The organism is Thermobaculum sp. T2p, from assembly GCF_059335935.1.
Map to the genome: position 1 here is coordinate 1 of NZ_JANZYQ010000008.1, position 25,873 is coordinate 25,873.

The window sequence follows — 25,873 nt, forward strand, 5'->3', positions numbered from 1 at the left end:
GGGCTTTGGTTCGGGCCTCTTCGTCGGCGTGGGCGTCGGCCTAGGTGGCTGGGTGGGCGTCGGCCTAGGTGGCTGGGTGGGCGTTGGGGTAGGGGCCATGGTGGGCGTTGGGGTAGGGGCCACGGTGGGCGTGGGGCTGGCTGCGGCCTGCTGGACCGGCGTGGGAGTAGAAGTCTCTCCTCCGCAGGCCACGAGGAGCAAGATCACTAGGGGTAGACACATGATTCTAAGCGTTGACATCTTTCCTCCCTTTACGGTTTGATTGACCCTATAATCGGGACGACTCAGATCCTAAGTCCCTTATTGCCTTGGCGATGGTCCCATAAGGATCGCCGCTCAACAGCCTCCGGGTCTATACCGTAATATATTATAAGTCTATAGAAGTATACACAAATAGATGCAGCTCCACCACATGTGGGAGCAATACTTGCCAAATGCCCGGCTTTGGTCCTGAGTTTGATTCGAGTGCCACTATCCTTCTTTTGTAACTTCCCAAAGTTTTCCCGATTTCCCGGTCCCTTAAGAATCGGGAAATCGGGAAGATCTCATGACCCTCACTTCACAGGGCAGAGGAGGTAGCAGGCGCACATCTGAGGGGGCTCCCTGGGCTTAGGTACAGAGGATCCTGGGGAAGGACATGGTCGGGGGGTGTGCGGTAAGGTGGGTATCCGGCATAATAGGAGGCGGCACAGATATTGAGTTCCCTGGAGGTGAGATGCGGGTCGAGAGGCAGATTGTCCCCCGCGGGCCCCTGCGGCTGGCCCACTCGTTGCTGTACCTGCGCACTTCGCCCTCGGCGGTGCTGGAGAAGGTGACGCAGGACGCCTGCAGGCGAGCCCTCTATATTAATGAAAATGTGGTGCTGCTGCAGGTGCGGCAGGAAGGCCAGTGCGTGCGGGCGACCCTCTGGGGAGATGCTCTGGACGATGCGACCGTGGCGGCTGCCGAGGCCGAGGTAAGGCGCATCTTCGTGCTGGAAGAGGATCCTGCGCCCTTCTACCGGGACGTACCACTTAGGGATCAGGTGCTAGGGAGGGTGATGGCAGAATACCTCTGGGCGCGGCCGGTGCTCATTGCTGACCCTCTGGAGGCGCTGATTTGGGCGATCATCGGCCAACAGGTGAATGTGGCGTTCGCACGCAAGCTGAAGGCCCGTCTGGTGGAGCTGTGTGGGGACATCCTGGAGGTAGATGGAGAGCAGTACTGGGTCTTCCCGCCGGCGTGGAGGATCGCCGAGCTGTCGGAGTGCCTGCTGAAGGACAACCAATTCAGCCGGCAGAAGGCCCGCTACATACTGGGGCTGGCAAGGGCGGTGTCCCTGGGGGAGCTGGACCTGCGGGCGCTCGGCGCGCTGCCCGTGGAGGAGGCGATCGGGGAGCTCGTGCGATTCCTGGGCGTCGGCAGGTGGACTGCGGAGTACGTCCTCATGCGCGGCCTGGGAAAGGCTGATGTGCTCCCTGCGGCGGACCTGGGGCTGCGGGCCATTATCGGCCAGCACTATCTAGGTGGCAGGGTGGCTACGGAGGCAGAGGTGAGGGAGATCTCCGCGGCGTGGAGTCCCTGGAGGGCATGGGGAGCATGGTTGTGGTGGCTGCACCTGCAGGCGCCCAGGGACGTAGATAGCTGACCAAGATTTTGGTACCCTTCTTGCAAAGATGGTTTTGGAACGCATCAAGGGTATAAGGAGAGGTATATGCCACTGGTAGTCTTGCTCATCATAGCGCTGATCGTGTTCGCGGTGATCATCCTCATCGCCAGCAGCCTGATCGGCCTGATCTTCACCCTGATCGTTGCAGGCATCGTGGGCTGGATCGCCGACTTGATAGTCCCCGGAGAGCTGCCCTACGGTTGGCTGGGCGCCATCGCCGCGGGACTGCTTGGCAGCCTCATCGGTGGTCTGCTGCTGGGGAACTTGGGACCGGAGATAGGTGGGATCAGCGTCATCCCGGCGCTGGTGGGCGCGATCATCCTGGCTTTCCTCATCGAGTGGATCGGCCAGAGAAGGCGTGTGTAGAGAGTCCTGTAACTTTGTCCACCACGAGAGCGTTATATATGTTAGCGCCGGTGGGTCCTGCCTGCCGGCTAGTAGTCGCAATGAGGAGTGAATATGTCCCGTAGACTTTCCGTGCTCGTGTTGTTGTGCCTGCTGCTGGTAGCCTGTGGCGGCAGTGGAGGATCACCTACCCAGAAGGTCGGCAGCTCGCCCGACCCTACCCTCACGAGTAGCCCCCAGGGCTCTCCAGCGGGGCAGCCCACGCCCGAGGCTTCGGTAGGGCAGCCCTCGCCGACGCCCACAGAGCCGATGGCCCCCTCACCCTCGCCCACGGCAGCATCCAGCGATAGCCCAGCGCCATCGCCCACTGCGACCGCTGCACCCAGCCCAACTCCAGTGCCTACCCAGGCCCCTACTCCAACGCCCACCAGATCCACCGGTGGCAAGCAGTCAGGGTGCCAGCCGGCCAAAGGCCGGGCGCTATTCGTCACCGCCGACGGCGGCCTCAACCTGAGGTCGGGGCCAAGCACCGAGGCCGACATCCTGCTTACGATGCCGCCAGGGGCGCAGGTGCGTGCCATCTGCCAGGTCTCGGTCGACGGAGAATCCTGGTACAAGGTGAACTATGAGGGACACATAGGGTATGCCTACGCCAGCCTGCTCACCGATGAGGAGCCACAGCCTCCCAAGCCCGCGCCCACCATACAGGCGCCCAAGGGAAGGGCTGCATCCTGGATGGAGAATACCATCCTGCTGGGAATGTATGGCCGGTCATTTGGGGTGGCGCCCATCCTGGGGCGCGTCGGCCTCTACCGCAGCATGGACGACATGGCGCGCGACGTCCAGCGCTTCGAGTCGCAGATGCGGCCCTACATAGGCGACAAGCGAGTGCGTCCCGAGATACACCTTATCTACGCGATGGCCGTGCCCTGCTGGGGCGACGGCGACTGCCTGTCGTACCTGGACGACACGGGCGTGGACATCGTCAACACGTACATCAAGCCCGCCCAGGAGCGTGGCTGGCTGGTGGTGCTTGATACGCAGCTGGGCAGCTCCAACCCCGTCGAGCAGGTGCAGCGCATGATCGATAAGGGCTACCTCAAGTACGACAACGTCCAGGTAGCGCTGGACCCCGAGTTCCACGTGGTACCCGGACACGACCGTCCGGGCATCCCCGTAGGATCGATCGACGGGGCCCAGGTCAACGCCGTCCAGCAGATGCTCAACGACTACGTCCGGCGCGAGGGCCTGCCACACAAGAAGGTGCTGATCGTGCACCAGTTCCTAGAGTCGATGATCCAGAACAAGGACGCCATAAAGCTGTACCCCGAGGTGGACCTCATCATCGACGCCGACGGGCTAGGCGCGCCCTACATCAAGACCTTCAAGTACAACATCTTCACCGACAGCTCGCGCTACCCATTCATCCGCTACAGGGGCATCAAGCTGTTCCCCGAGGGACCATCCACCACCGAGGGGCACTTCGACACACCCCTGATGACGATGCGCCAGGTCTTTGGGTACGCCCCCGTGCCCGGAGGCATCCGGATGCACGCCCCACCAGACCTCCTCATATTCGCCTGACGAGCCCATGCCCCGCCCCCACCCCTCCCATGGGGCTGGGGGCACTCCCGGGAAGTTTTTCCCGATTTCCCGATTCTTAAGGGACCGGGAAATCGGGAAAAAGGGAGTGAGGCACTTGCGAGGGTGCTATGGTGTGTAGCCCGGGGTGGTGCCTTCGCGATCGTTGGGCACCTGCTCGAGGGCTTCCTCCTGATCCTTCCGGATCTCCTTCTCCTCGGCGGCTCGGTCGACCACCCCACGGTTGGGGTCCTCAGGCGGCTGGTGGGGATTCATCCCTTGGTCGTCCCCCATGCCGGTGCCAGGGTCGTCACCAGGGCTGGAGGTGGCATCCCCTGGGGATTCCCCTCTGCGACCTACGTCGGCGTCGCTGCCTTGGCCGTAGCCTGCGATCTGGCCGGAGTGTGGCCCTGTGCCCGGACTGCTGCCCCTGCCGGCTTCGCCCAACCCGCTGGATGTATCGTCTCTCATCGACTTCCTCCTGTAGTAGCGTACTCCTTCCTAGTGGCAAGATGGATGCCATATGACATCCTACCCGGGCTGAAGGGTCGCTTCTAACCCTTGCCTGCCTGCAGCTAATCAGATCCTAAGAGGTGGCCCAACGAGCTCCATACCATGCCGTCGCCATAGCTCCGGGTCCTGCGGCGGCATAGCGTTCTCGCGGGTGACCTCGCGGAAGAAGGCTTCCATGCTGCCTGCAGGCATGAACGCCACCAGGATCCGGCCCGTGACCGCACCAACATGTGCCCAGACGTGTGGCACGCCACGGGGCGCCAGGAGCGAATCGCCTGGTTGAAGTGTGAGACGCTCCGGACCCACCTCGAAGAGAAACTCACCCTCGAGCGCGTAGAACCACTCGTCCTGCTCATAATGCAGATGGCGAGCTGGGCCGCCAGGAGCATGAAAGATGTTCTCCAACACTAACACTCCCTCACTATCCTGAGGAACCACTTTGAAATCAATCCTGCTGATGCCGAGCCCTCTATGCTCGCCAAAGCGGTCCTGCCCCGCCATGACGAACAACGCTGGGGTATGTGTGGTGCCCGGATCCTGCTGCGACACGGCTACTCACCTCCTTCTTGGGTCCTGCGCTTGGCAAACATTTCCTGCTCCAAGCGCCAGGTACACCCCTGATCGGTCGATACCACTGCACGCCAGTGGAAGGACTCCTGCTCTATCTCGCTGAATATCCAGCGGGTAAGGCTACCGTCTTCCTGGGTGCGCTCCAGGACGAGCTCATCACCGACCTGGCGCGCAAGGAAGGACCAAACAATACCGTTCACGGGACCGTGCCAGGTAGAGCGCCAGGCATCGATCCTGGGATCGTAGAACCTCAAGGTGACGCCGTACTCTCCAACTGCCGGACCCTCGGAGGGCCTCTGTGAGCGTGGGGGTACGATCCACACATCCTCGACGGCGCGTCCCTCGAGCACCCAGCCAAAATGCCATTCCCCTGGAGTTCGGCGCTTGACCTGCCCCAACTCATCGTAGTAGATCACATCGAGGTCCCAGCTGCCGATCAGAGGAGCAAACTGCATCAGCTTCTCCCTGTGCTCGGCGTTAGGCTCAGGAGACCACAGCACTCTCAACATAGGGTCGTTTGAATCCGTAGACATCTTCAAAACTCCAACTTATAAGACTTCTGCATCCTAGGACATCCTCCGGTTCTTCATGGGTAAGCCAGAGGGTGTGACAGCGTAGAGCCGTGCACAGGCAGCTACCTGAGGTCTTGGGGCACAGCTTGCTCACCGCTCTAGTACCCTTCACCTCTTCTTGCCCACTGTATAGTGCAGGTGTGTGACTCCGTTGCCTGGCGTCACTATCGGGTCGCCCAGATGGATTGGAGTGTTGGCGAGGTGGTCGAAGAGCCTTACTCCGCCGCCAAGCAGCACCGCCACAAGATCGATGTGGAGCTCGTCGAGCAAGCCAGCGTTCAACAACTGTTGGATAACTTCAGCACCGTGCACCCCCACGGACTTACCGGCAGCAGCCGCCTTGGCTTGCCTCACGGCGCTCTCGATGCCGTCGGTCACGAAGTGCACCGTGGAGTTGGGGCGCGGCCATCCGGCGGGGATGTGGTGGGTCAGGACGAACGCTGGTCCCCAGGCGTGATTCCCGCCCCAGCCATCAGCAGTCTCGAACGTACGCCGCCCTGTGAGCACAGCACCAAGCTCCGATGTGAGATCAAGGTACTGCCTGGCGCTCGCTTCAGACATCTTGAGCCTCATGGGATCCGAACCCCCGGTCTGCACTTCGGTGTCCCCCGAGGCCATGTACCAGCCCATCACCTCTGCCAAGCCGCCGTTGCTGTCGGCGACGTAGCCATCAAGCGACATAGACATGATTGCGATCAACTTTGACATTGTAATCCCCTTACTGTGTGAGAAGCAGAAACTGTGCTATGGGGGGCGCTCCCTTGCCATCTACGTGAGTTGCTCAGCCAGCCCAATGAGGATTCCTTCGGGCCCCCGGATGTAGCAGAGCCGGTAGACGTCTTCGTAGTTAACGACTTCATCGACCACCATCGCGCCGAGCTTGCTGAGCCGGGAGAGGGTGTCGTCGAGGTCCTCGACAGTGAACATAACGCGTAGGTAACCCAACGAGTTCACGGGGGCTGTGCGGTGATCGGACGCGATGGCGGGGGCTTCGAACCGCGAGAGCTCGATCCGCCCGTGGCCGTCGGGGGTGCGCATCATGGCGATCTCGACACGCTGGTCGCGCACTCCGGTGACACGGCCGGCCCATTCATCCGTGATGAGCATGCGGCCTTCTAGGGTCAGGCCGAGTTTGGTGAAGAACTCAATGGCGGTGTCGAGGTCTTCCACCACGATGCCGACGTTGTCCATACGTTTGACTGTCATGACTTCTCCTTGCGTGATGAGGCTTCTGACCTACTGCGGCGGCCTGGGTAACAGGCCAAGTTGTGCCAGTTGGTGAAAGCGATCCGGCACTCCCCAGTGCTCGACGATCTTGCCTTATCGGACTAAGGTCCAGAATGTCACCTGCCTTAACCATGATTCTCCTTTTCAACAAGCGAATGCGCCGTGAAGCGGTGTCGACTTGGGTGAATTTTAGCTGCGCTCACGCCGGTAGTGCATGGCAACCGTGCCGTTACGGAGCGGTTTTACGGAGACCAGTTCGAGTCGTCGTGTGCTAGGCAGCCCACTCTGGTATAGAGTCGGGCCGTGGCCAGCGATCCTGGGATGGATGAGGAACACATACTCGTCGATCAGATCCAGCCGGTCTAGCTCGGTGGCGAGTTTGCCACTACCGAGGAGCACACCGGCCGGAGTCGCATCCTTCAGTTTCTGCACCTCCGTGCGAAGGTCACCAGTGATGTGAGGGGTATTGTTCCAACGAAAGTCCTTTCGCAGAGACGACACCACGTACTTCGGCTTAGCCTCCAGCTTGACCGCCCATTCGCGGATCGCTGGCGGTGCATCCACGTCACCACGGGCGACTACCGGCCAGTAGCTCTCCATCATCTCGTAGGTGACGCGGCCCCACAGCATCGCCCCAGCCTCGTCCATCAGGTGGGTGAAGAAGGTATGTGTCTCCTCGTCTGCGATCCCCTCCCGGTGGTCGACGCAACCGTCGAGGGTGATATTGATGCCAAAAGTCAAAAGTCCCATAGTTGCGAATTCCTTCTCCCGATTGGACTAAGATCTAACCATGATTGGATTCTCGCCATCCGCCCGCACAGACCTCATCTTGCCGTGCCCAAGAGGGAGCGCGTGCCCATAAAGACAGTACCGATGTCGGTACAAGCTTGGCGCAGCGAGACCATGGCCTTGTGCGGCGTTCCCGCGAGGATGCGCGTTGGCTTGCCCTGTTCAGGCAGGAGATGCGTCGTTGGCCGCCCAAGCGCCCCTGCTCCGCCCACATGGTTAGGGGATCCTCCACCCGTAAATCCATCAGGCTAGCCATTTCGGTCGCGTCTGAAGGCTGACCTGTAACACGGGATGCGCTGCCGCCTGTATGCCCTTAGGATCCCCACTTTGCCCCCTTGTCGCCGTTAGCGCTTTGTGCCCCGACGATAGTTCAACTATATCCCACCAACAAGCCTTTTGCAATACATTTTTGAACAATTGGTCATATTCCTTGTCTCAGCCCGACCGCATGCTCAGCAGGCCGCGCTTGTACGCCTTGCGATCGCTGGCCCCTCAGGACCACCAATCGCAATCGGGGTGTTCCCGGTGTGAGGCAGGGGGTGTAGTTTGTGGGACTCGGCTGGATAAAGCCCGGGTGTTGCGATGCCGTAACCGGCTGGTGCAAAAACGCATATAATGATATCAGGGGAGACCGATGGAGGATGCAGGCAGCGGGACATTAGCAGGGACGGAGGTGGCGCAGGCTCTGTACATCCAGCTGCTCGGAGGGTTCCGAGTGTCGGTGGGCTCGAGGGTGGTCGACCGCTCGGCGTGGAGGCTGCGGAAGAGCTCGATGCTCATCAAGCTGCTGGCGCTCGCCCGGGGGCATCGCCTGCACCGCGAGCAGGTGGTGGACCTGCTGTGGCCTGACCTGGGCCTTGAGGCAGGGATAAATAATCTGCATTACGTGCTTGGGAAGGCGCGGCGGGTGCTGGAGCCTGGTGCCAGGGAGTTCCACTTCCTGCGCTTCGATGGCGAATGGCTGCTGCTGTCGCCGCTGGCTCCGGTGAGGGTAGACGTGGAGGAGTTCGAGCATGCGGCAAGGCTTGCTCACAGCGGGCGTGATCCCGCCGGCTACTTCTCGGCGACGGCGCTATACACAGGCGAGCTCCTGCCGGAGGACCGTTATGAGGACTGGGTAGAGGAGCGCCGGTGGGCGCTGCGGGAGATGTACCTGCAGCTGCACATGGAGCTTGCTGGGTTGTACGAGTCCCGCGGGGAGTACGCCCATGCGCTGGACGTGCTGAGGCAGGCAGTGAGGATAGAGCCCACACTGGAGGCTGCGCACGCGGCGAGCATGCGGCTGCTCGCTCTGCTGGGACGCCAGCAGGAGGCACTGCGGCAGTACGAGGTGCTACGGGATGCCCTCGCCCGCGAGCTGGATGCATCTCCACAGGACTCCACGATCCGCCTTCGAGAGGAGATCCTCCAAGGGCGCCTGGGAAGGGAGTTGCCACCCGTGGTGTCGGCGCCAGCGCACAACCTGCCCTCGCAGCTTGCCAGCTTCGTCGGCAGGACGCGCGAGATCGAGGAGCTGGAGAGCCTGCTTGCCAGCGCTCGCCTGCTGACGCTGACGGGCGTGGGCGGTAGTGGCAAAACCCGGCTGGCATTGGAGGTCGCCAGGAGGCTTGTGGGGACCTATCCCGATGGCGTGTGGCTGGTGGAGCTGGCAGGGATCTCTTCTCCCGAGCTTGTGCCCAACGCCGTGGCTTCCGTACTTGGTGTGAGGGAGCTGCACACGACGCCGATGGAGGCCCTGGTCGAAGCCCTGCGATCGCGTGTCCTGCTGCTCGTGCTGGATAATTGCGAGCACCTTGTGGAAGCCTGCGCAGAACTGGTGAGGGAGCTGCTGGTGGCGTGCGGCGGCGTCAGGGTGTTGGCCACCAGCCGACAGGCATTGAGGGTGGAGGGAGAGGTTGTGTGGAGGGTGCCAGCGTTGTCCTTGTTCTCAGAGGAGAAAGCACCTCCGCCCGAAGATCTGCTCGCGTCGGAGGCAGTGCAGCTGTTCGTGCAGAGGGCGCGTATGAGGGCTCCCACCTTCGAGTTGACGGAGGCCAACGCTGCCAAGGTGCTCGAGATCTGCCAACGCCTGGAAGGGCTGCCCCTGGCACTGGAGATCGCCGCGGCGCAGGTGAGCTTCCTCTCGGTGGAGCAGCTTGCTGAGCACCTGGACGAAGCGCTGGGAACGCTCCCGGGCGGGAGCAGGATGCCCCGCCATGAGACGATGAGAGCCGCGCTGGACTGGAGCTACGAGCGCCTGGATGGTGCTGAGCGCGCTCTCTTCCGGACGATGGCCATCTTCGTCGGCGGTGGCACCCTGCAGGCCATCAGCTCCGTGTCGGGCCTGCCCCTGCCGGTAGCCCTCTCCCTGTTCGCCTCGTTGGTCGACAAATCGATGGTGGTCGCCGAGCCTGCAGCCCCGGGGACACGCTACAGGCTGATCGAGCCGGTACGTCGGTACGCCCTGCACCTGTTGCAGGCTGTGGACGAGGCAGAGCCGGTGCGCCGAAGCCACGCACAGTACTACATCTCGCTTGCCGAGAGGTCCTGCGGAGAGCTTGGGGGGCAACGCCAGGTAAGAGCTCTGGCGGAGCTGGACAGGGAGTACGCCAACCTGCAGGCGGTGCTGTCCTGGGCACTGGATGCCTCAGACCCTGAGGATGCCTCCCTAGGGGCGGCGCTTGTGAGCCTTCTCTGGCCGTTCTGGGATACCCGCGGACGCCTGCAGGAGGCACAGAAGTGGCTGAGTGCCGCCCTGGCGATCAGCGATCTGCCGCCCCAGTTGCGGGCACGCCTGCTTGCAGGCGCTGGTATGATCTCCCGCAGTCGGGGGGAGTACGCAGTCGCCAGGGACCACTTCGAGCAGGAGCTAAGACTCTCTCGGGCCATGGGCGATGCTCTCGGAGTGGCGCTGGCGCTCAACAATTTGGGACTCATCGCTCTCGACCAGGGACGCTACGATCATGCCAGGGCAGCGCTTCTGGAGGGGCTCGCAAGCTGGCGGGAGGCAGATGACCCTCGAGGCACCTCGATCTCCCTCAATAGGCTAGGGCTGGTGGCGCTGTATCAGGGGGATTACCACCAGGCGGAGGGCTACCTGACAGAGTGCCTTCGGCTGCGTCGGGCTCACGGCAGCGTGGAGGGGATGGCCGTGACGATGAACAACCTGGGGCTGGTCGCGCTGCACGCAGGGGCACACGAGCGCGCCGCCCAGCTGCTGGGGCAAGCGCTGACCCTCTACCAGCAGCTGGGCAACGCCTCAGGGATAGCGGTGGTGCTCAACAACCTTGGGCGCCTGGCGGTCACCCAAAATGCCAGCGACAGAGCCATACAGCTGTGCCGCGACAGCCTGCGGCTGCTCCAGGAGATGGGCGATCTGCACGATATCGCGGAGTGCCTCGAGGTGATGGCGGCTGCGGAGGCTCGTCGACAAGAGACCACCAGAGCAGCCCGGCTGCTCGGGGCTGCCTCGGCCATGCGCGAGTCCATCGGTGCGCCCTTGCCGCCCGTGGAACACACCATGCGCGACAGCACTCTCCTGGAGATCTCCAATGCGCTAGGGGAGACTCGAGCCCTGTTGGAGTGTACGATGGGGCAGGAACTGACCTTGGGAGAAGTGGTGGCATACGCGCTGGAGAGCACTCCCTCCCGCTGACGACCTATGCGCTAGCAACTTCCAGCCCAAGCAGAGAGCCGTAACGGAAGTGCCAGCGCCTCGGGTATGAGCTCAGACTGCGAGTCCTTCGGCCCGAGGCATAGGGTCGCCACGGCACCAGCGATCCCAGGCTAACCCTGCTCAACACCACGGGCGAGAGCCCTCTCCAAAGCCAAGAGGACATACAGCTACCCGAGCAGAGCTTGCACTTGTCCTGTAGGCGCCAGAAGCTGACTTCTCCATCGGCCGGCTTCATATCTACCTCGAGCCCGTCCCCTGGATGGCAAGCTGCCGGATCCCCGGAGCACCCACAGGCGAGAGTCCCACAAGGAGGGTATAATTGCCTTGTGGCACAAGCTTGACCTGCCAAGTTCCTGAATGCTACCTTTACTTGATATGCAGTTTCCAGAGTTCGTCTACCGACTACACAAGCAGTTTACCGATGCGGGACATGAGCTGTACGCCGTTGGCGGGTACGTGCGCGACTCCCTCCTGGGGAAGGACGTCCAGGAGCTGGACTTCGCCACTTCCGCGCATCCCGAGGAGATAAAGCGCCTGCTTGCGCCCCTCCGCCCGGACAGCATCTACACCGTGGGAGAGCGCTTCGGCACGATCGGCGCCATGTTCGGTCCCTACAGGGTGGAGATCACCACCTACAGGGGAGAGTGGTACTCGCCCGACTCCCGCAAGCCCGAGGTGACCTTCGGTATCTCGCTGGAGGAGGACCTGTCGCGCAGGGACTTCACCGTCAACGCCATCGCCATGGACATCCCCAGCGGGAGGTTGATCGATCCCTTCGGCGGCGTAGAGGACCTGCACGCCAGGGTGATCCGCGCCGTGGGCGATCCCGACGCCCGCTTCCGGGATGACCCCTTGCGGCTGATGCGGGCCGTGCGGTTTGCGGCCAACCTGGGCTTCAAGATAGAGCCCCGCACCGCCGAGGCCATCCGCAAGCACGCCGCACAGATCTGCAAGATCAGCGTGGAGAGGGTGCGCGACGAGCTCACCCGCATGCTCACCGGCCCCGCACCCGATGTGGCCATAGCCGCGCTCGTCGACCTGGGCCTCATGCGGTACATAGTCCCGGAGGTCGTAGAGCTCAAGCAGGTATCCACCGGTGGCGGCAAGCACAAGGACATCTTCCTGCATACCCTCAAGGTGGTCAGAAACACCCCGCCAGACCTGGTCACCCGCTGGGCAGCGCTGCTGCACGACATCGCCAAGCCCCGCACCTTCGGCATCCGCGACGGCAAGGTGCACTTCGACCACCACGAGACGATTGGGGCAAAGATGGCCGAGGAGATCCTCTCGCGCCTGCACTACGACAGGCAGACGATCGAGGCCGTCGCCAAGGTGGTCAGGATGCACACCCAAGCCAACAGCTATGACCCTGAGGTGTGGACCGATGGGGCCGTGCGCCGGCTCGTGCGCGAGGCGGGTGACGAGCTGGAGCCGCTGTTGGCGCTCTCCCAGGCCGACATCACCTCCTACAGGCGCCAGAAGGTGGAGGCAGGAGTCCAGCGCGTGCGGGAGCTGCGGGAGCGCATCCAGCGCCTTGAAGAGGAGGCCGCCATCCGCGAGCTGCGGCCACCCCTGGACGGCAACGACCTCATGCGCATCTTCGGCCGTGGCCCCGGTCCATGGATCAAGCCACTAAAGAACTACCTGCTGGACCTAGTGATCGAGGGCGAGCTAGCCCCAGACGACCGGCAAACCGCTGAGCGCCTCGTGCGCGAGAAGTACCAAGAGCTGTACGGCAGCGAGACCCTAACATCATCTTCGGAGACCAGGCAGACATGACCACAGAACTCATCTTCGGCGAACGCATCGGCAGAACAGCAAGCATCCGGCTGACCGTGTCCGGCGTGCTGTTCGACTCCCAGGGCCGCATCCTCCTCATCCGCAGGGCCGACAACGGCTGGTGGGCTCTCCCAGGTGGTGGAGTGGAGCCCGGCGAGCGCGTGGTGGAGGCCGTGGTGCGCGAGCTAGAGGAGGAGATAGGCGTCCACGTGCGCCCCGTCAACCTCTTCGGCATCTACTCCGATCCCAACGTCATCATCTCCTACGACAACGGCGCCAGGAAGTACCACGTCGTCAGCATCGGCTTCCTCTGCGAGCCCATGTACGGCCAGCTCAAGCCTGGCCCCGAGGTGCTGGAGATCGCCTACTTCGACCTAGAGCATCTGCCGGAGAACATCGCGCAGACGCACATCGAGCGCATCCGCGACGCTGTGGCCTTCGGTGGCAGCATCTTCGTGCGCTAGCTTGCAGCCCGCTACCGGAGGGTATATAATCACCTCGGATATTTCGGAGATTGCCGAAATAATGCAACAAAATAGGGATCTGCCATATGCCGATGGATACAGTCTTCAAGGCGCTGGCCGACCCCACGCGCAGGGAGATCCTCAGGCTGCTTGGGAAGCGGGACATGACCGCCGGGGAGATCGTCGCGGCGTTTGACCGCCCGGCCTCCACGATCTCCGAGCACCTGGGCGTGCTGAGGGATGCCGGGTTGGTGGTTACCGAGCGCAACGGCACGAGCATAGTCTACAGCCTGAACACTGCAGCGCACGAGGAGCTTCTGGCAGCGGTGATGCGCCTGCTGCACGTCGGCGAGAGGTTGGAGGAGACAAAAGATGGTAGTGTCCGTTAGGAGAGATTGGCCACATCTGATGATCATAGCGCTCATGCTCGTGGGCTCTCTCATCGCATGGCCCTTCGCCCCGCAGAGGGTGCCCATCCACTGGGACATATCGGACAGGCCGGACGGGTACGCAGGTAAGCTGCCGGGGCTTTTCCTCCTGCCAGCGGTGGCACTGGGGATCTACCTATTGATGACGCTGCTGCCAAACATAGACCCTGGCAGGGCCAACTACCGGCAGTTCACCACGCCGTACTACGTCATCCGACTAGCGATACTCCTCATGATGGCGGTAGTCCACTGTGTCGTCCTGATGTGGGCGCTGGGGGTGGAGGTCAACATGGTGCGGGTGATGGCGATCACCCTCGGGCTGACGTTCGCCTTGCTGGGCAACCTGATGGGAAAGATCCGCCCCAACTGGTTCGTAGGAGTACGCACACCCTGGACGCTCGCCAGCAAGCGATCCTGGGTGAAGACGCACAGGATGGCCGGGCTCACGATGACCCCGCTGGGCCTCCTGATAGCCATTGCGGGTGTGGTAGCTCCCTACGGCTGGCTAGTGCTTGGGGCGATTCTACTGCTGTTGGCAGATATCATCTGGCTGACGCTCTACTCCTACCTAGTGTGGCGAGGCGACCCCGAGAGGTTCTCCGCCATCAGTACAACTCCGGAGTAGCCTGAGCTTCTCGCGTATCGCCCTGTGCTTGTCGGCGGCCGCTGCCACTCCTGCCGTGGCCACCAGTCCCCGCCTGTAGAGCTCCTTCAGGGCCTCTAGCCCCACGGCAGGCACCTCATGCCCTGCGATGCGTACCACCACGCGATCCTCAGGGATGCCCGCCAGCCAGAACTCCGCGTCATCGAACTCCACCTTGAGGCCATCCCTGCGGACCTGCAGCACGTGCCAGTCGGTCACGGAGCAGGCCATTCCCCTTGCTTCCAGCGCCGCCCGCAGCCGCGGGAAATCCACCTTGTGGCAGGCAAGGTCCACATCGTGCACCTCAATGGAGCTCTCGCCCGTATGGGCTATCACCGCCAGGCTGCCTGTCAGCAGAGGGCGCACACCCAGGGTGTGGCACACCTCGAGCACCTCGGCGGTCATTGCCATCAAGCGCTCAAAGTGCCCCCTGTTCCTGGGTACCACCGTGATCTCCAAGGCTTCATCTTCACACTCGCACATGGGACCACTATAGCACAATAGCTCGTTGTTCCCCCTCACGTGCGGCCACGAACGTACCCCACACGCACGCTTCAAGATGACCCTTCGGTTCCTTATAGAGGAAGCATCCCGGGCAGCCCGTTTCAGAGGCTCGCTGGGCCCTGAGATATTGCCCGGCGCATCTTCCCCAATTCCCGATCCCGGTTCACCCCCACGCGTGTGGGGACGATGAGGGCTAGCCCTCGACCTGCACCTCCGCGAACGGTTCACCCCCACGCGTGTGGGGACGATCTCAGCGGGAAGCTGCTCATGCCACTCGTTTTCGGTTCACCCCCACGCGTGTGGGGACGATACTTCATAGCGACACCCCCTAAGCTTGTAGTACGGTTCACCCCCACGCGTGTGGGGACGATGCCCCATCTCCGCGCTCTGCGTGTAGGACACGCGGTTCACCCCCACGCGTGTGGGGACGATCTCGCAGAATATTTACAGACGCTGTGCAGGGTCGGTTCACCCCCACGCGTGTGGGGACGATACCTCTATGGGCTCACTGGACTTGGGATCATACGGTTCACCCCCACGCGTGTGGGGACGATAAGCCGCAGGACGCGATAGCTGACGCACTGGACGGTTCACCCCCACGCGTGTGGGGACGATACTTGCTAACTCCGCATTCTACCTAGGGTTTAATTTTAAATACCCCGTTTGGTATCGCGCCACCCTATCCTACATCCCTCCTCTCATATCGTCAAGAATTTCATCCCAAGGAGCACTCTGCTCAGTCCCCTCGAGAAGGTAAGCTCTACCCTCTACTCTCTGCCGCAGCCAGAGGGGAAGGAAGCGTCTGCCTCCATGACTCCAGCAGCGCTTCTGATAGAAATCTCTCGGGTCGGGATTTGGGAGTGACTGGCCGGGACAGCTTCCAGGTCAGCAGATGGCTGCTGATGGCTTCCTCCGGGGAGAGCGCTACGTCTTTGCTGCAGGGAGGCGCTGTCCCAGGGGAGTGGCGAGATCGCTTGCCTAAAGCAGGAGTTTTTCCCGATTTCCCGATTGTTAAGGGACCGGGAAATCGGGAAGATGAGCAGAACCGTCCACAGGCATAGTCCTGCATCTCCTGCCCTCCCTCTCTTAGGCACATGTTCCAGGTCATATCGTCACTTCTTACCACCACATGCTCTCACCTACTGCCCTCAAAGTCCCAAAGGTCCAACATATGTCCCTCTCCTATAGCATAACCCAGCGTGCACTTCTCCGGTGGTGGCAGGGAGTCAGAAGGATGCTCGGGGACGCCTTGGAGCGCCCATATGTTCCCCCGCTCTCTGGATGGCACCAAGGCATGGCTCTGTGGGTGTGAGACCATGGACATAAATACCCTTACCCACCTCTGGGTGGCACACCATCCATGAAGAACTTAGGCCGGTGGTAGGTGGACTGCCTGAGCGGGCGCGAACTCAGCGCTCTCCCAGGCAGTCCTAGGCTGTTTGCTATCTTACATACCAGGTGCCTATCTTTACCGGCGACTGGGCACGCCCAAAATCGTCAACGATCGACATGTAGATATTCATGTTCCTGCCAGCTATCTGGCGCGTGAAGAAAACGTACCATGTGATCGTCATCTGTGTCCCGCTGCTGGAAACTTTGATTCGAGGTGGATCTATGCTTACGTATCCATTGCGTATGCGGTCGGGAGCTCCAGGAGCCACACCCCCAAGCCATGTGGAGTCGTCCGCGCTCTTGAGCCATAGCTTGTTAGAGTTGGCTTCATACTTGGCCATTAGTCCCTTGTATCCCGATGGGCTGGAGTTGATGTAGAACGTGACACGCCGAATGTTGCTCGCTCCATCGGGGTCATACCAGGTAGTCTTGAATGTTACCCAGGACCTGCTGCTGGTGCCTGAGTCCCTAGGTGATGTAGTGCCGACATAGGGTGCTCTATCGACGACCCACGTTCCCTCGCGCTGCCAAGATGCTCCAAGTCCAAGGTTATCCTGTACCATTAGGTATGTGTTGTATTGTTTACCACTAAGCGCCGTACCGTAGCTGATTGCCCACTTGATGGTCAGAGTATTGCCGCTGCGGGAGACGGTCGTCAGATTGGGGAGCAGCGTTGCAAAGCTGTTGGACACGGATGAGGAGGAGCCGGGAGCTACACCGCCAAACCATGCAGAGGAGTTGTCGTCCTTCAGGTACAGCTTGTTGCTGTTAGCATCGTATCTAAGCTGTACTGCGCGCGTATCACTCGTGCTCGTGCCTATGAGTAGCCTGGCATCGGCTATGTTGCTGGCCCCATCGGGGTCGCTGTAGGTGGCGGTGTAATAAACCTTACTACCAGGGCTGGAGATACCGTTCCCAGGGTTAATGTTCCCTACTGCCGGAGAGGCATCCACCGTATAGGTGCCGAATCTTAGCCATGGAAGGGCACTATCTGGGGTGTAATTATCAGCCGCAACGCTGTAGATGCCGTATTGCTTGCCACTGAAGCTCTGGTCGAAGCTGAGACCCCAGGTGATAGATAGCGTATTGCCACTTCTTGAAACAGTACTGCTTGCCCCCAGGAGCGTTGCTCGACCATTGCTCTTGGATTGACTGCTACCAGGTGTGACGGGCCCAGCCCAGGAGGTATTATCCCCGCTACGAATGTACATCGCGTTCTGGGCGGTGTCGTACCTTACCCACACACTGCCGCTACCCGCAAGCTGAGTATTTATGAGTAGCTGTGCAGTACGTATGTTGCTGGCACCGTCGGGGTCGCTGTAAGTGGTATGAATCTGTACCGTCCTGCCTGGGGATACGATCGCTCCTGACTCGGCCACCGAGACTGCGGTAGCTGGACTGTTGAGCACCCAGCTACCCTCCTTTTGCCACCCACTGGAGGCTCCATACTTATCATTTGCCTGCAGGTAGATAACATTTGTGGACCCGCTAGCTGAAGTTGGTCTTGAGACCGTCCATGTTATGACCATCTGGTTGCCTGATGTGCTAACCGTAGTTTTACTGGGATCCACCGAACCATAAGAACTCTGCAGCGTATAGTTGGAGCCAACAGATGCCGTCGACAAGGTCGACGAGCCATCTGTTGATAGCAAGGAGATCCTTCCAGTGGCAGTGTCATATGCCGCCAGAAGGTCGTTGGATGGGTTATCAGGGTCACTGACGCGGATCATGGCACGCGATATGGTGCTAGCTCCGCCTGGATCCGAGTAAGTGGCTTGTATCGTCTGATACTGGTTTGGACCGGATCTGAGACTGGAAGGCGATACAGATACACTCGCAGGTGGCTGGTTCACATATATGGTGTCACTGCCCATGCCACCTATCCAGTCACTGTACGAGGGATAAGACGTGCTGGAGCTTGATATGAGGCCCTTTGCGGTTACCCGGATGTTGGCCTGGCCTTCAAAATCTTCCGGAGCGGTGACGGTCCAGGTAACAGTTTGCGAGGTACCACTGTAGGTTACCTGTGGCAAGCCCTGGGTAACATCATCAGTAGTGAATCCGCTGGGGAGCAGGATAGTCGCAACGCTGTTGCTCACCTGTGCCCAGCCAGTAAGCGGTGTTATGGCTGGGTAGGTTATTGTGGCGGTTACCTTGAAAGTGCTGCCACCCTGCACAGTCCGTGGAGCTGAGACGCTCACCTGCCATGGGGTGATAAGGGCTGCCCACCTCTTGAACTTGGTCCAGAGGTTATCTACAAAGAACTCCTGGTTGAAGTGCACGTCCGGGCCATAGTATGGGGCTGTGTACCAGGGGTCATGCACTATGAACTCATCGGTCGAGTCGTCGTAGCCTTTGACCACTCTGAAGTGACCGGTGATGTGCCGACTATCATACCAGGTGAGGACCACGACTGGGTAGCCTGCTACTATCAGTCTCTTGAGGTCACGGTAGCGGTTGGGGTAGTCAGGATCGCTGGTGCCATAGTAAGACCAGAAGTATTGTACGGCGGCGTATCCCAGCCGGCGCTGCTTGTACCCCTGCAGGTTGGGATCCAGCACCGCTTTGCTGATGTAGCTGAAACGGGCAGCCCTAACCAGATCATCAGAGTAAGCTCCGCTCCAGCTCCCCCAGTTCTTGGCAGGCATGGCGGCAGCGATATCGTCCTGGCTGATATCAGGTCCGTACAGGTCAAAGATCATCTCGAGGGATGCTGGGCCACAATAGTAGTTGGTCTTCTGGTAGTAATGTGGAACGTCCAGGTTATACCTTATGGGAAGGGTACCGCTACCTGTGTCGGCCTCGGTGCTCTGTGGGGAGAGCGTAGCCCTGCGCTTGGCCTTCTGCACTTCCAATTCAGAGTACTTACCAGGCCTGGCATCATAGGTCGCTCCAGCTCCCTGTGCCTGCAGTGTTACGGATGTACCCTGTCTGGATGGTCTGTCAACATCAAGAGCTCTTCCGTCAGGAGACTGCCAGTAGAGTCGGTTGTCCTTACCAGCTACAAGCCTCAATGAAGCTGAGGAGGTGCCTAGCATGGATGCTGCGCGCGATCTGCTGGTCTGCGGGAAGCTCGTAGGAGTGTAAGTGGTGGTATACCACTGCCACTTGCCACCGTCAGGCGAGACACCTACTAGACCCACTACATCCCCACCGCGAACTATAGGAACCACGTAGTAGGCAGGTGTTCGGCCATCTGGATTGTAAACCAACTGCGGAGTGCCGACGGATGCCCCACCAACCTTGTCAGAGATCTTTGATATCAGGCTCTGAGCGGTGGCTGCAGCCTGAGACTGTGAGTCGCCCGCTGCATTGGCTGATGAGTACAGTCCAAATACAAGGAGCGCAGCCAATAGCAGTGCCGACAACCACAGCAGATACATGCGCGTGAGGTGGTTGTGGTGATAAACACCTCTAAGCGCTCTCCTGCACGACAAGTATTTGTCCCTCACCATAAGCAGACATCCCTCCAATCCAGACAACAACTAGCCTTCAGGCATGTGTAGGCCCAAAAGTGTAAAAAATACGTAAATGTTACACATTACAGGGTAATGTAGCGTTTACGCACAGGCAATAGGACAAAAGTCATGTATAGCTATAGGAAGCTGGTTTGCTTTGGGAATAGGGACTACATTATAATGAGCGCATGAATCTCTGCGAGCTTAGACCTATCTTCATCCAAGCTGCTGACTCTGCCGTGTAGGTTCGGCGCCTAGGCCTGCGCGGCGGTGGTCAAAGGCGCACCTTCGAAAGACGCCAGCACTTATCCGGGCGTACTTTGTGGTGCTTCTAATGCCCCTATCTTTGGAATACCTACTAATGACCTCCGTATGGCTTCGGCCCGCAGGCAAGCGAGTGCCGCAAAGGGCTGGGCGCTATAAGGCTTCCCTTATCAGAAGTTTTATGGAGGTATCTTTCTGCATGGCTATGTCTAGTAATACTGTGGTTGGCAGCATATGGCGTAATCGGGATTTCCTGCTGCTCTGGGTCGGACAGAGCGTATCGATGTTGGGTTCACGGATCTCGCAGTTCGCCTTCCCCCTCCTAGTGCTCGCGGTTACGGGTTCGCCAGCACGCGCGGGGCTGGTGAGTGCCTTAGGTACGCTGCCGTACCTACTGGTCACACTACCAGCTGGTGCTTTGGTGGATCGGTTGGACAGACGCAGGATCATGCTCTTGTGCGATCTTGGAAGGGCGGCAGCTCTAGGGAGCATACCATTGGCATTTACTGTTGGAAGCCTAAGTTGGCAGCATCTGGCAGTGGTAGCCATGATCGACGGTACGCTCTCAACGTTCTTCAGCTTGGCGCACAGCTCTGCACTGCCCCACCTAGTAGATCGCAGGCAGCTCTCACAGGCGCTATCGGCTGCTTCAACGACCGATCAAGGCTCCCAGATGGTAGGACCTCTCATTGGAGGCTTGTTGTACACACTCGGGAGGGGATTACCCTTCCTGGTAGATGCAGTCTCCTACGTCGTATCCGGAGCTATGCTGATGGGTGTACGCAGGCATCTGCAGGGGCATTCACATGTTACTTCGGGGAATAAGATCTGGCATGACGTACGCGATGGCATCCACTGGCTGTGGAAGGAGCCAATGCTGCGCTTCCTGCTGGGAGTGGTAGGCACGATCGACCTTTGCAGCTATGGCTATACCCTGATCATGGTAGTGCTTGCACAAAAGCTGGGTGCCACCCCCTTCGAAATGGGTATATTGTTTGCAACTGGAGGTGTAGGGGGAATATTGGGTGCGCTCGTTACTCCCTGGCTACACGCCAGGCTGCGCTTTGGCACCATGCTGCTGGGAGTGATCTGGGTATGGGTGCTTACGTGGCCTCCTTACGCCTTTGCCCCTAACCTGTGGGTGCTGGGAGTGGTGAATATAGTGGGCTGGGTGTTGGTTCCTCTGCTGTACGTCACGGAGGGCAGCTACAGGATGACCGTTGTCCCTGATGCCTTCCGTGGACGGGTGAACTCTGTATGGCGGATGCTGACTATTGGCTCGCAGCCAATATCAGTGGCGATAACAGGGTGGATGCTGGGAGTTCTAGGTCCCACACTAACCATCCTGATAATCACCATCCCCCAGGCAGGAGTTGCAATAGCTGCCTTGCTCTATAAACCGCTGAGAGAGGCCCCGAAGCTGGCTGAGATCGCTCGTGATACTGCTACTTCAGGCTCTTGATATAGGCGATGATTGCCTTGATCTGATCATCGCTCAGCCTGCCTTGATAAGAGGGCATTATAGGGTTGTAGCCCTTGACGACCTGCGACTGTGGATCGAGGATGGACTGGCGTATGTAGTTGTCGTCGGCTTTCACCTTCTGGCCGTTCGTCAGCTCCACAGTCTTTCCGTAGAGCCCCTTCCAGGTAGGGCCAGTAAGAGGCCTGCCATTAGTGGTATGGCATGAAAGGCATCCAGCACTACGCGCCAGCTTCTCTCCCTCGGCGATGAGCGCCGCGCTGGAAGCTGGAGTAGGGCTTGCCTGTCCGCTGGATGCCACCGGCGTGGGAGAAGATGCAGATACGGTAGGAACAGGCGTAGGATTTGCCTGTCCAGCAGATGCCTGTGGAGTGGGAGAGGGGGAGGGCGCTAGTGTAGCCACACCTCCGCCACCACAAGCAGCAAGCAGCAAGGAGAGTACCCCCAGAGAGATGATCCTAGTCATTCTAGCTGAGCATGTTTTCCAGATCATGAATTATCACCTCGGTGTTTGTACCATAGCTGTAGACCATGGTCAGGCGCCCCTCTGCATCTATTAGGTAGATGTTTGAGCTATGACTGACGGTGTAGTTAGTGCCCTCGTCCTTATTGAGCTGGTAGTAGAGGCCATAGTCGCTTTTGATGGCATCGAGCACCTTGGGGTCTCCAGAGAGCCCTATAAACGAGGGATCAAAAGATCGCACATACTTACGCAACACAGCAGGGGTATCACGGTCAGGATCGACGCTGACGAACACAAAGCTCACATCTTTTGCCTTACTGCCCAGCTGCTGCTTGATCTGACGAAACTGTGCCAAGGTAGTAGGACACAGATCCGGACAGTGGGTATAACCAAAGAACAAGAGCACGTACTTTCCACGCAGATCATGCAGCGAAAGCTTTCCACCATTGCTCGACGGCAGCGTAAAGTCTTTCAGAGGCGCAGGAGGATCTATCTTGGTCCCCTCACCGTTAGAGCCAATAGTGCTGGCACGGATATCAGCCAGCTGGCTGCCAGATGGGCCAGTGCTGCCCTGCATCCTTTGTGTAACCAGCAACGCTATCAGCCCTGCCCACATGAGGGCCACTATCACGATACCTGCCCACATGATCTTGGGAACACGCAAGAACATACTCCTTTACTAGCTTAGCTACGAACGTAGCGGGAAGCCTGTGATCTATCTGAGGGGGCTTCCCTGTAACTATACCACTTACAAACATGCTCCGCTTGCTCGAAGATAGCTACTGCTTGCGTACCTCGGCCCGCACCGTGACTTCCCCCGCACGTTCAAAGCGCAGGCGCAATACCACTTCATCTCCAGGAGAGAGCTGCTGCCTTAGACCCTCGAGCATGATGTGATACCCTCCGGGCGATAGCTCTACCTTACCATTAGCTGGAATCGGAAGACGATCAACCATGCTCATAGATGCTACGCCTCCCTTGACCTCAGTGCGGTGGATCATCGCACTCGAGGCGGCATCCGTAGAGACCCCCATCAAGGCATCCTCCTTCCCACTGGAGTTGGTGATCGTCATGTAAGCCGAGCCCGTACCTCCCGGTACAACTCGTACCCAAGCTCCACTTACAGAGATACCCGCGGAAGCAGGGGTGAGAGGCGGGCCGCCCTGTGCCATCTTGTTGCAGCCCGCCAGCAGGAGGAGTAGGGGCATCAGACAGGTGCCAAGGACAGCAAAGCGCTTGATGTGCTTTGCAAGCCAGTGTTTGCTCTCGTAGGGGTGCATTTCCTGCATGGTTGATACTCCTTGCGTGGGGGAGTCCAAGGCCCCGTCTGCACCTGAACCAGTCTACCACTGGGGTGGGAATAAGTCCCTGGCCAAAGGGTCAGTCTTAGCCTAACCAAAAGGTCAGGTTTTGATCACTGGCAGGCATAATATTACGAGAAACACAAGGTCTGGAGGGTAAATGGAGCTTCTACTAGCCGTACTGGCTGTGATTGCCGGCATGGTCCTCTTAGAAGCGGGTGCCGACAAGTTGACGGATGCTGTGCAAGCATTGGCTATGAGGTTGCGCACTTCGGAAGCCGTGGTGGGACTGCTCACTGTTGGAGGCGAGTGGGAGGAGCTGGTGGTCGTGGTGGTCGCAGCCCTGACAGGTCATATAGAAATAGGCATCGGCAATATCATCGGCTCCTGTATAGCTAATCTTGCAGGTTCACTACCGTTGGGAATGCTGGGATCTAAGAGGTTGGTTCCCGACAGAGCCGCAAGAATCTACTCAGTAGTAATGTTGATAGTAACTGCGCTGGCTACTGTGGTCCTCTGGAGAGGGTTGAACACGGGAGAAGGGTGGCTACTGGTTGCAGCCTTTGTGGTGTACTGGAGCTCCCTGCTGCTTGTGATCGCCAAGGGCTGGCTGCCCGCCCCGGTAGCCGAGGAGGAGTCAGAGGAAGGCAACACCTTTGTTATGCTAGCGATGATCCTGGTCTCGCTCCTGATACTGGCTCTGGGTGCAGAGCTGGTAGTAAGGGGATCTGCGGAGATCGCGCGAAGGCTGGGGATATCTGAATACGCTATAGGCGCCACCATCGTCGCCATAGGCACAACGCTCCCAGATAAGGCTATAAGCCTGGTGGGAGGCATGAAGGGTAGCTCGGGAGTGGTACTGGCTAATGCCACTGGCTCCAACATATTCGTCTTGACGTTGCTGCTGGGATTATCATCTATCCTTGGAGGGGCAGGCGGCTCATCTATCGGCATAGACATGTGGTTGCTGCTCGGGCTTTCGATAGCAGTGACGATCATGATACTTCGAGAACGTTTGGGACGCGTGGAAGGCGCTCTACTGTTGCTGTTTTACGTAGCCTATGTCGCTTACGCGCTTGGGAGGGGGGCGTAGACCTTGGCACAATATGTGCAGTAACTATTCAAAACAGTTGCACAATCAACTGCAAAGATGTAAATTATAGTTAATACTTGTTACTGCATTGCAAAACATGAATAGAAGAGGCTCGGAGAAAGTCGGTGGAAGGCTACACGTGCGAAGTTGGCGAAGGAATGCTGTATGCCTGCCCCTTCTGTTGGGGTAGTGGGCTCATAGATAACATCACCTGTCCGGAGTGTGAGGGTAAGGGACATCTGCAGGGGCAGCCTGCTGGATGGACAACATGCCCCAACTGTCAGGGCAAAGGGACGAGCGTAGTTGGCCTGCTGCAGATGGAGTGCCCCGACTGTGGTGGTACTGGAGTAGTGCCGCTGTAGATTGACCTGAACGCTGACTTGCCTGATCCACGGTAGCACACCTATCAATCCACAACGAACGCCTGATAAGTTCATCTCTAGATCGAGTGCAGATTTCAAGAGCAAGCTTCTAGTCCAGCTGCGTAACAGGCACTCCAGCATAGCAGCGGGAACCCCTCAGAGCCTAATAAGATTCTTAGACGTAATTTCCCAAGAGCCAAATCCACCTGTTCGGAGTATGGCGCATAGGGCAGAGAATCAGCTTGCCATGCGCTAGCCTCGCTGATCACTGCGCATCTAAAGGCCCGTCCGAGCATCCGGAGAAAGCAATCCTGCCCCAGATGGCAACCTGAACCAACAGCTGCTACGATCGTCTTGTAGTAAGGAGGCAAGGAAATGTGGCCCTCAGACGGACGCAAGCAGATGATGCGCAAAGCGGACGCTTTAATCGAGGAAGCCAGACAAAAGCTGGGTAATGGCCCAGAGTTCATAGGTTGGGCGCTTGACCTACAACTGCGATTGCGTCAGGTGGCAGGCAAGGCCTACGCTGAGACCGTACTGTCGGATACGCACGAAGAGACCAATCATCTACCCGACAACCAAGAGGTGTAAGCCCCTGATTACTAAGGTGTTCGTACCTGGGGCAGGGCCGCATCTTAATCAATGCTCTATTGAGTACGTCTTGGTCAACAGCTGTTCTGGAAGAATAGCGCTGCTGCGGATGGTGCGTTGACAGCCCCCAAGCCTGAGCGTATGTATCAACATAGCAACGGCCCCAGGAATCCATCCTAGCGAGCTCAATCCGCCACTGACAGGAGGAATACGACCACACTCTGCCCCATGGCCCGGTCACCGCATCAACCGCGCCAGACAACAGCCAGCTCGGTTCACCCCCACGCGTGTGGGGACAATGTCAATAGTACTTGATGCCATTGGTAGGCTAACTTAGGGTCAAAAGATACCCATGGGTGTGAGTCAGACCTATGCCAATGCTTTGATCAGTTAATAGTGCATGACCATTCAGCATGCCGGCCTGCCCCTGCAGGCATACCAAGATGCTTTCAAGGTGCTGCGGGGTATTGAAGATATAGATAAAGAGTGGGAGAAGCTCCAGCACGGTCGAGGCAAGCAGATTTTGTGAGGTTATGCTCGTGACCTTGGAAAGTGAGCCCAGTAGATAATCGCAAGATGCAGGTGCGAACAGCTCTCGGCGATCTCGCCCTCTACATCGCGATCCCGAGCCACTGGCCCAGAACTACCTAAGGTATCACCGGTGCAGAGTTCTGGAGGTAAGAAGCATCTAGAACCCCCACTGACCTGGCGCTGAGCATGAGAGCGACCATCTTCCCAGCAGGGCCGGGAT

At 59.3% G+C, this 25,873-nt stretch carries 27 protein-coding genes and 1 CRISPR repeat array; of the genes, 14 read left to right on the forward strand and 13 right to left on the reverse strand.

Annotation, left to right across the window (positions count from 1 at the left end):
- The 3 genes from N2245_RS04025 to N2245_RS04035 form a co-directional block, all read left to right on the forward strand.
- A partial coding sequence (locus N2245_RS04025) for a hypothetical protein (protein WP_494535450.1) occupies nt 1–262 on the forward strand: 262 nt, incomplete at its 5' end.
- A gap of 375 nt (nt 263–637) precedes the next feature.
- On the forward strand, nt 638–1,627 hold the full coding sequence (locus N2245_RS04030; RefSeq protein WP_494535451.1) for a DNA-3-methyladenine glycosylase family protein: 990 nt from the start codon (nt 638–640) through the stop codon (nt 1,625–1,627).
- Between the two features lie 66 nt (nt 1,628–1,693).
- Nucleotides 1,694–2,014 (forward strand): GlsB/YeaQ/YmgE family stress response membrane protein, encoded by a 321-nt coding sequence (locus N2245_RS04035; protein WP_494535452.1) that lies wholly within the window; start codon nt 1,694–1,696, stop codon nt 2,012–2,014.
- 68 nt (nt 2,015–2,082) lie between these two features.
- On the opposite strand, the gene N2245_RS04040 is transcribed toward N2245_RS04035, so the two are convergent.
- Nucleotides 2,083–2,574, reverse strand: a complete 492-nt coding sequence (locus N2245_RS04040; RefSeq protein WP_494535453.1) for a hypothetical protein — start codon at nt 2,572–2,574, stop codon at nt 2,083–2,085.
- On the opposite strand from N2245_RS04040, the gene N2245_RS04045 reads away from it, so the two are divergent.
- Complete coding sequence (locus tag N2245_RS04045; RefSeq protein ID WP_494535454.1) at nt 2,546–3,577, forward strand: SH3 domain-containing protein; 1,032 nt, start codon at nt 2,546–2,548, stop codon at nt 3,575–3,577. The genes N2245_RS04040 and N2245_RS04045 overlap by 29 nt on opposite strands.
- 126 nt (nt 3,578–3,703) lie before the next feature.
- On the opposite strand, the gene N2245_RS04050 is transcribed toward N2245_RS04045, so the two are convergent.
- The 6 genes from N2245_RS04050 to N2245_RS04075 form a co-directional block, all read right to left on the reverse strand.
- Nucleotides 3,704–4,045 carry a hypothetical protein gene (locus tag N2245_RS04050; RefSeq protein WP_494535455.1) on the reverse strand — a complete coding sequence of 114 codons (342 nt, stop codon included), beginning with the start codon at nt 4,043–4,045 and terminating at the stop codon, nt 3,704–3,706.
- Nucleotides 4,046–4,153: 108 nt separating this feature from the next.
- Nucleotides 4,154–4,636, reverse strand: a complete 483-nt coding sequence (locus N2245_RS04055) for a cupin domain-containing protein (RefSeq protein ID WP_494535456.1) — start codon at nt 4,634–4,636, stop codon at nt 4,154–4,156.
- A gap of 2 nt (nt 4,637–4,638) precedes the next feature.
- Nucleotides 4,639–5,190, reverse strand: a complete 552-nt coding sequence (locus N2245_RS04060) for a hypothetical protein (RefSeq protein ID WP_494535457.1) — start codon at nt 5,188–5,190, stop codon at nt 4,639–4,641.
- Nucleotides 5,191–5,337: 147 nt separating this feature from the next.
- Entirely contained in the window at nt 5,338–5,937 is a 600-nt protein-coding gene (locus tag N2245_RS04065) for a dihydrofolate reductase family protein (protein ID WP_494535458.1), read from the reverse strand.
- Between the two features lie 60 nt (nt 5,938–5,997).
- A complete protein-coding gene (locus N2245_RS04070) occupies nt 5,998–6,435 on the reverse strand; it encodes a VOC family protein (protein WP_494535459.1) in 438 nt (145 codons plus the stop codon).
- A 210-nt stretch (nt 6,436–6,645) separates the two neighbouring features.
- Nucleotides 6,646–7,206, reverse strand: coding sequence for a dihydrofolate reductase family protein (locus tag N2245_RS04075; RefSeq protein WP_494535460.1), 561 nt, complete (start codon nt 7,204–7,206; stop codon nt 6,646–6,648).
- 673 nt (nt 7,207–7,879) lie between these two features.
- Between N2245_RS04075 and N2245_RS04080 the strand changes: the two genes are divergently transcribed.
- The 5 genes from N2245_RS04080 to N2245_RS04100 all read left to right on the forward strand — a co-directional run bounded on the left by N2245_RS04080 (nt 7,880) and on the right by N2245_RS04100 (nt 14,196).
- Complete coding sequence (locus N2245_RS04080; RefSeq protein WP_494535461.1) at nt 7,880–10,879, forward strand: ATP-binding protein; 3,000 nt, start codon at nt 7,880–7,882, stop codon at nt 10,877–10,879.
- A 378-nt stretch (nt 10,880–11,257) separates the two neighbouring features.
- Nucleotides 11,258–12,679, forward strand: a complete 1,422-nt coding sequence (locus tag N2245_RS04085; protein WP_494535462.1) for a CCA tRNA nucleotidyltransferase — start codon at nt 11,258–11,260, stop codon at nt 12,677–12,679.
- On the forward strand, nt 12,676–13,143 hold the full coding sequence (locus tag N2245_RS04090; protein WP_494535463.1) for an NUDIX domain-containing protein: 468 nt from the start codon (nt 12,676–12,678) through the stop codon (nt 13,141–13,143). The genes N2245_RS04085 and N2245_RS04090 overlap by 4 nt, the downstream gene beginning before the upstream one ends.
- Nucleotides 13,144–13,229: 86 nt before the next feature.
- Nucleotides 13,230–13,532: an autorepressor SdpR family transcription factor gene (locus N2245_RS04095; RefSeq protein ID WP_494535464.1), complete on the forward strand. Its 303-nt coding sequence runs from the start codon at nt 13,230–13,232 to the stop codon at nt 13,530–13,532.
- The gene (locus N2245_RS04100; RefSeq protein ID WP_494535465.1) at nt 13,516–14,196 is read left to right on the forward strand and encodes an SdpI family protein; all 681 of its coding nucleotides are present in this window, start codon (nt 13,516–13,518) and stop codon (nt 14,194–14,196) included. Before N2245_RS04095 ends, N2245_RS04100 begins: the two co-directional genes overlap by 17 nt.
- On the opposite strand, the gene N2245_RS04105 is transcribed toward N2245_RS04100, so the two are convergent.
- The 3 genes from N2245_RS04105 to N2245_RS04115 all read right to left on the reverse strand — a co-directional run bounded on the left by N2245_RS04105 (nt 14,140) and on the right by N2245_RS04115 (nt 19,565).
- A complete protein-coding gene (locus N2245_RS04105) occupies nt 14,140–14,661 on the reverse strand; it encodes a nucleotidyltransferase domain-containing protein (protein ID WP_494535466.1) in 522 nt (173 codons plus the stop codon). The two genes, N2245_RS04100 and N2245_RS04105, sit on opposite strands and share 57 nt — an antisense overlap.
- Before the next feature lie 216 nt (nt 14,662–14,877).
- Nucleotides 14,878–15,333: direct repeats of the CRISPR family, unit length 29 nt; unit sequence CGGTTCACCCCCACGCGTGTGGGGACGAT.
- A 520-nt stretch (nt 15,334–15,853) separates the two neighbouring features.
- On the reverse strand, nt 15,854–16,042 hold the full coding sequence (locus N2245_RS04110) for a hypothetical protein (RefSeq protein WP_494535467.1): 189 nt from the start codon (nt 16,040–16,042) through the stop codon (nt 15,854–15,856).
- Nucleotides 16,043–16,160: 118 nt separating this feature from the next.
- A complete protein-coding gene (locus N2245_RS04115; protein ID WP_494535468.1) occupies nt 16,161–19,565 on the reverse strand; it encodes a C39 family peptidase in 3,405 nt (1,134 codons plus the stop codon).
- A gap of 466 nt (nt 19,566–20,031) precedes the next feature.
- Here N2245_RS04115 and N2245_RS04120 point away from each other — a divergent pair, with 466 nt between their 5' ends.
- Nucleotides 20,032–21,294, forward strand: a complete 1,263-nt coding sequence (locus N2245_RS04120; protein ID WP_494535469.1) for an MFS transporter — start codon at nt 20,032–20,034, stop codon at nt 21,292–21,294.
- Here the strand turns inward: N2245_RS04120 and N2245_RS04125 are convergent.
- From N2245_RS04125 to N2245_RS04135, 3 genes are all read right to left on the reverse strand, one after another.
- Nucleotides 21,278–21,805, reverse strand: coding sequence for a c-type cytochrome (locus N2245_RS04125; protein WP_494535470.1), 528 nt, complete (start codon nt 21,803–21,805; stop codon nt 21,278–21,280). The two genes, N2245_RS04120 and N2245_RS04125, sit on opposite strands and share 17 nt — an antisense overlap.
- A complete protein-coding gene (locus tag N2245_RS04130; protein ID WP_494535471.1) occupies nt 21,780–22,439 on the reverse strand; it encodes an SCO family protein in 660 nt (219 codons plus the stop codon). Before N2245_RS04130 ends, N2245_RS04125 begins: the two co-directional genes overlap by 26 nt.
- Before the next feature lie 115 nt (nt 22,440–22,554).
- Nucleotides 22,555–23,064 (reverse strand): copper chaperone PCu(A)C, encoded by a 510-nt coding sequence (locus N2245_RS04135; protein ID WP_494535472.1) that lies wholly within the window; start codon nt 23,062–23,064, stop codon nt 22,555–22,557.
- A gap of 172 nt (nt 23,065–23,236) precedes the next feature.
- Between N2245_RS04135 and N2245_RS04140 the strand changes: the two genes are divergently transcribed.
- The 4 genes from N2245_RS04140 to N2245_RS04155 all read left to right on the forward strand — a co-directional run bounded on the left by N2245_RS04140 (nt 23,237) and on the right by N2245_RS04155 (nt 25,651).
- Complete coding sequence (locus tag N2245_RS04140; RefSeq protein WP_494535473.1) at nt 23,237–24,169, forward strand: sodium:calcium antiporter; 933 nt, start codon at nt 23,237–23,239, stop codon at nt 24,167–24,169.
- Between the two features lie 125 nt (nt 24,170–24,294).
- Entirely contained in the window at nt 24,295–24,531 is a 237-nt protein-coding gene (locus tag N2245_RS04145) for a hypothetical protein (protein WP_494535474.1), read from the forward strand.
- Between the two features lie 375 nt (nt 24,532–24,906).
- Entirely contained in the window at nt 24,907–25,122 is a 216-nt protein-coding gene (locus N2245_RS04150; RefSeq protein ID WP_494535475.1) for a hypothetical protein, read from the forward strand.
- A gap of 400 nt (nt 25,123–25,522) precedes the next feature.
- Nucleotides 25,523–25,651, forward strand: a complete 129-nt coding sequence (locus N2245_RS04155) for a hypothetical protein (RefSeq protein WP_494535476.1) — start codon at nt 25,523–25,525, stop codon at nt 25,649–25,651.
- Nucleotides 25,652–25,873 lie beyond the last annotated feature (222 nt).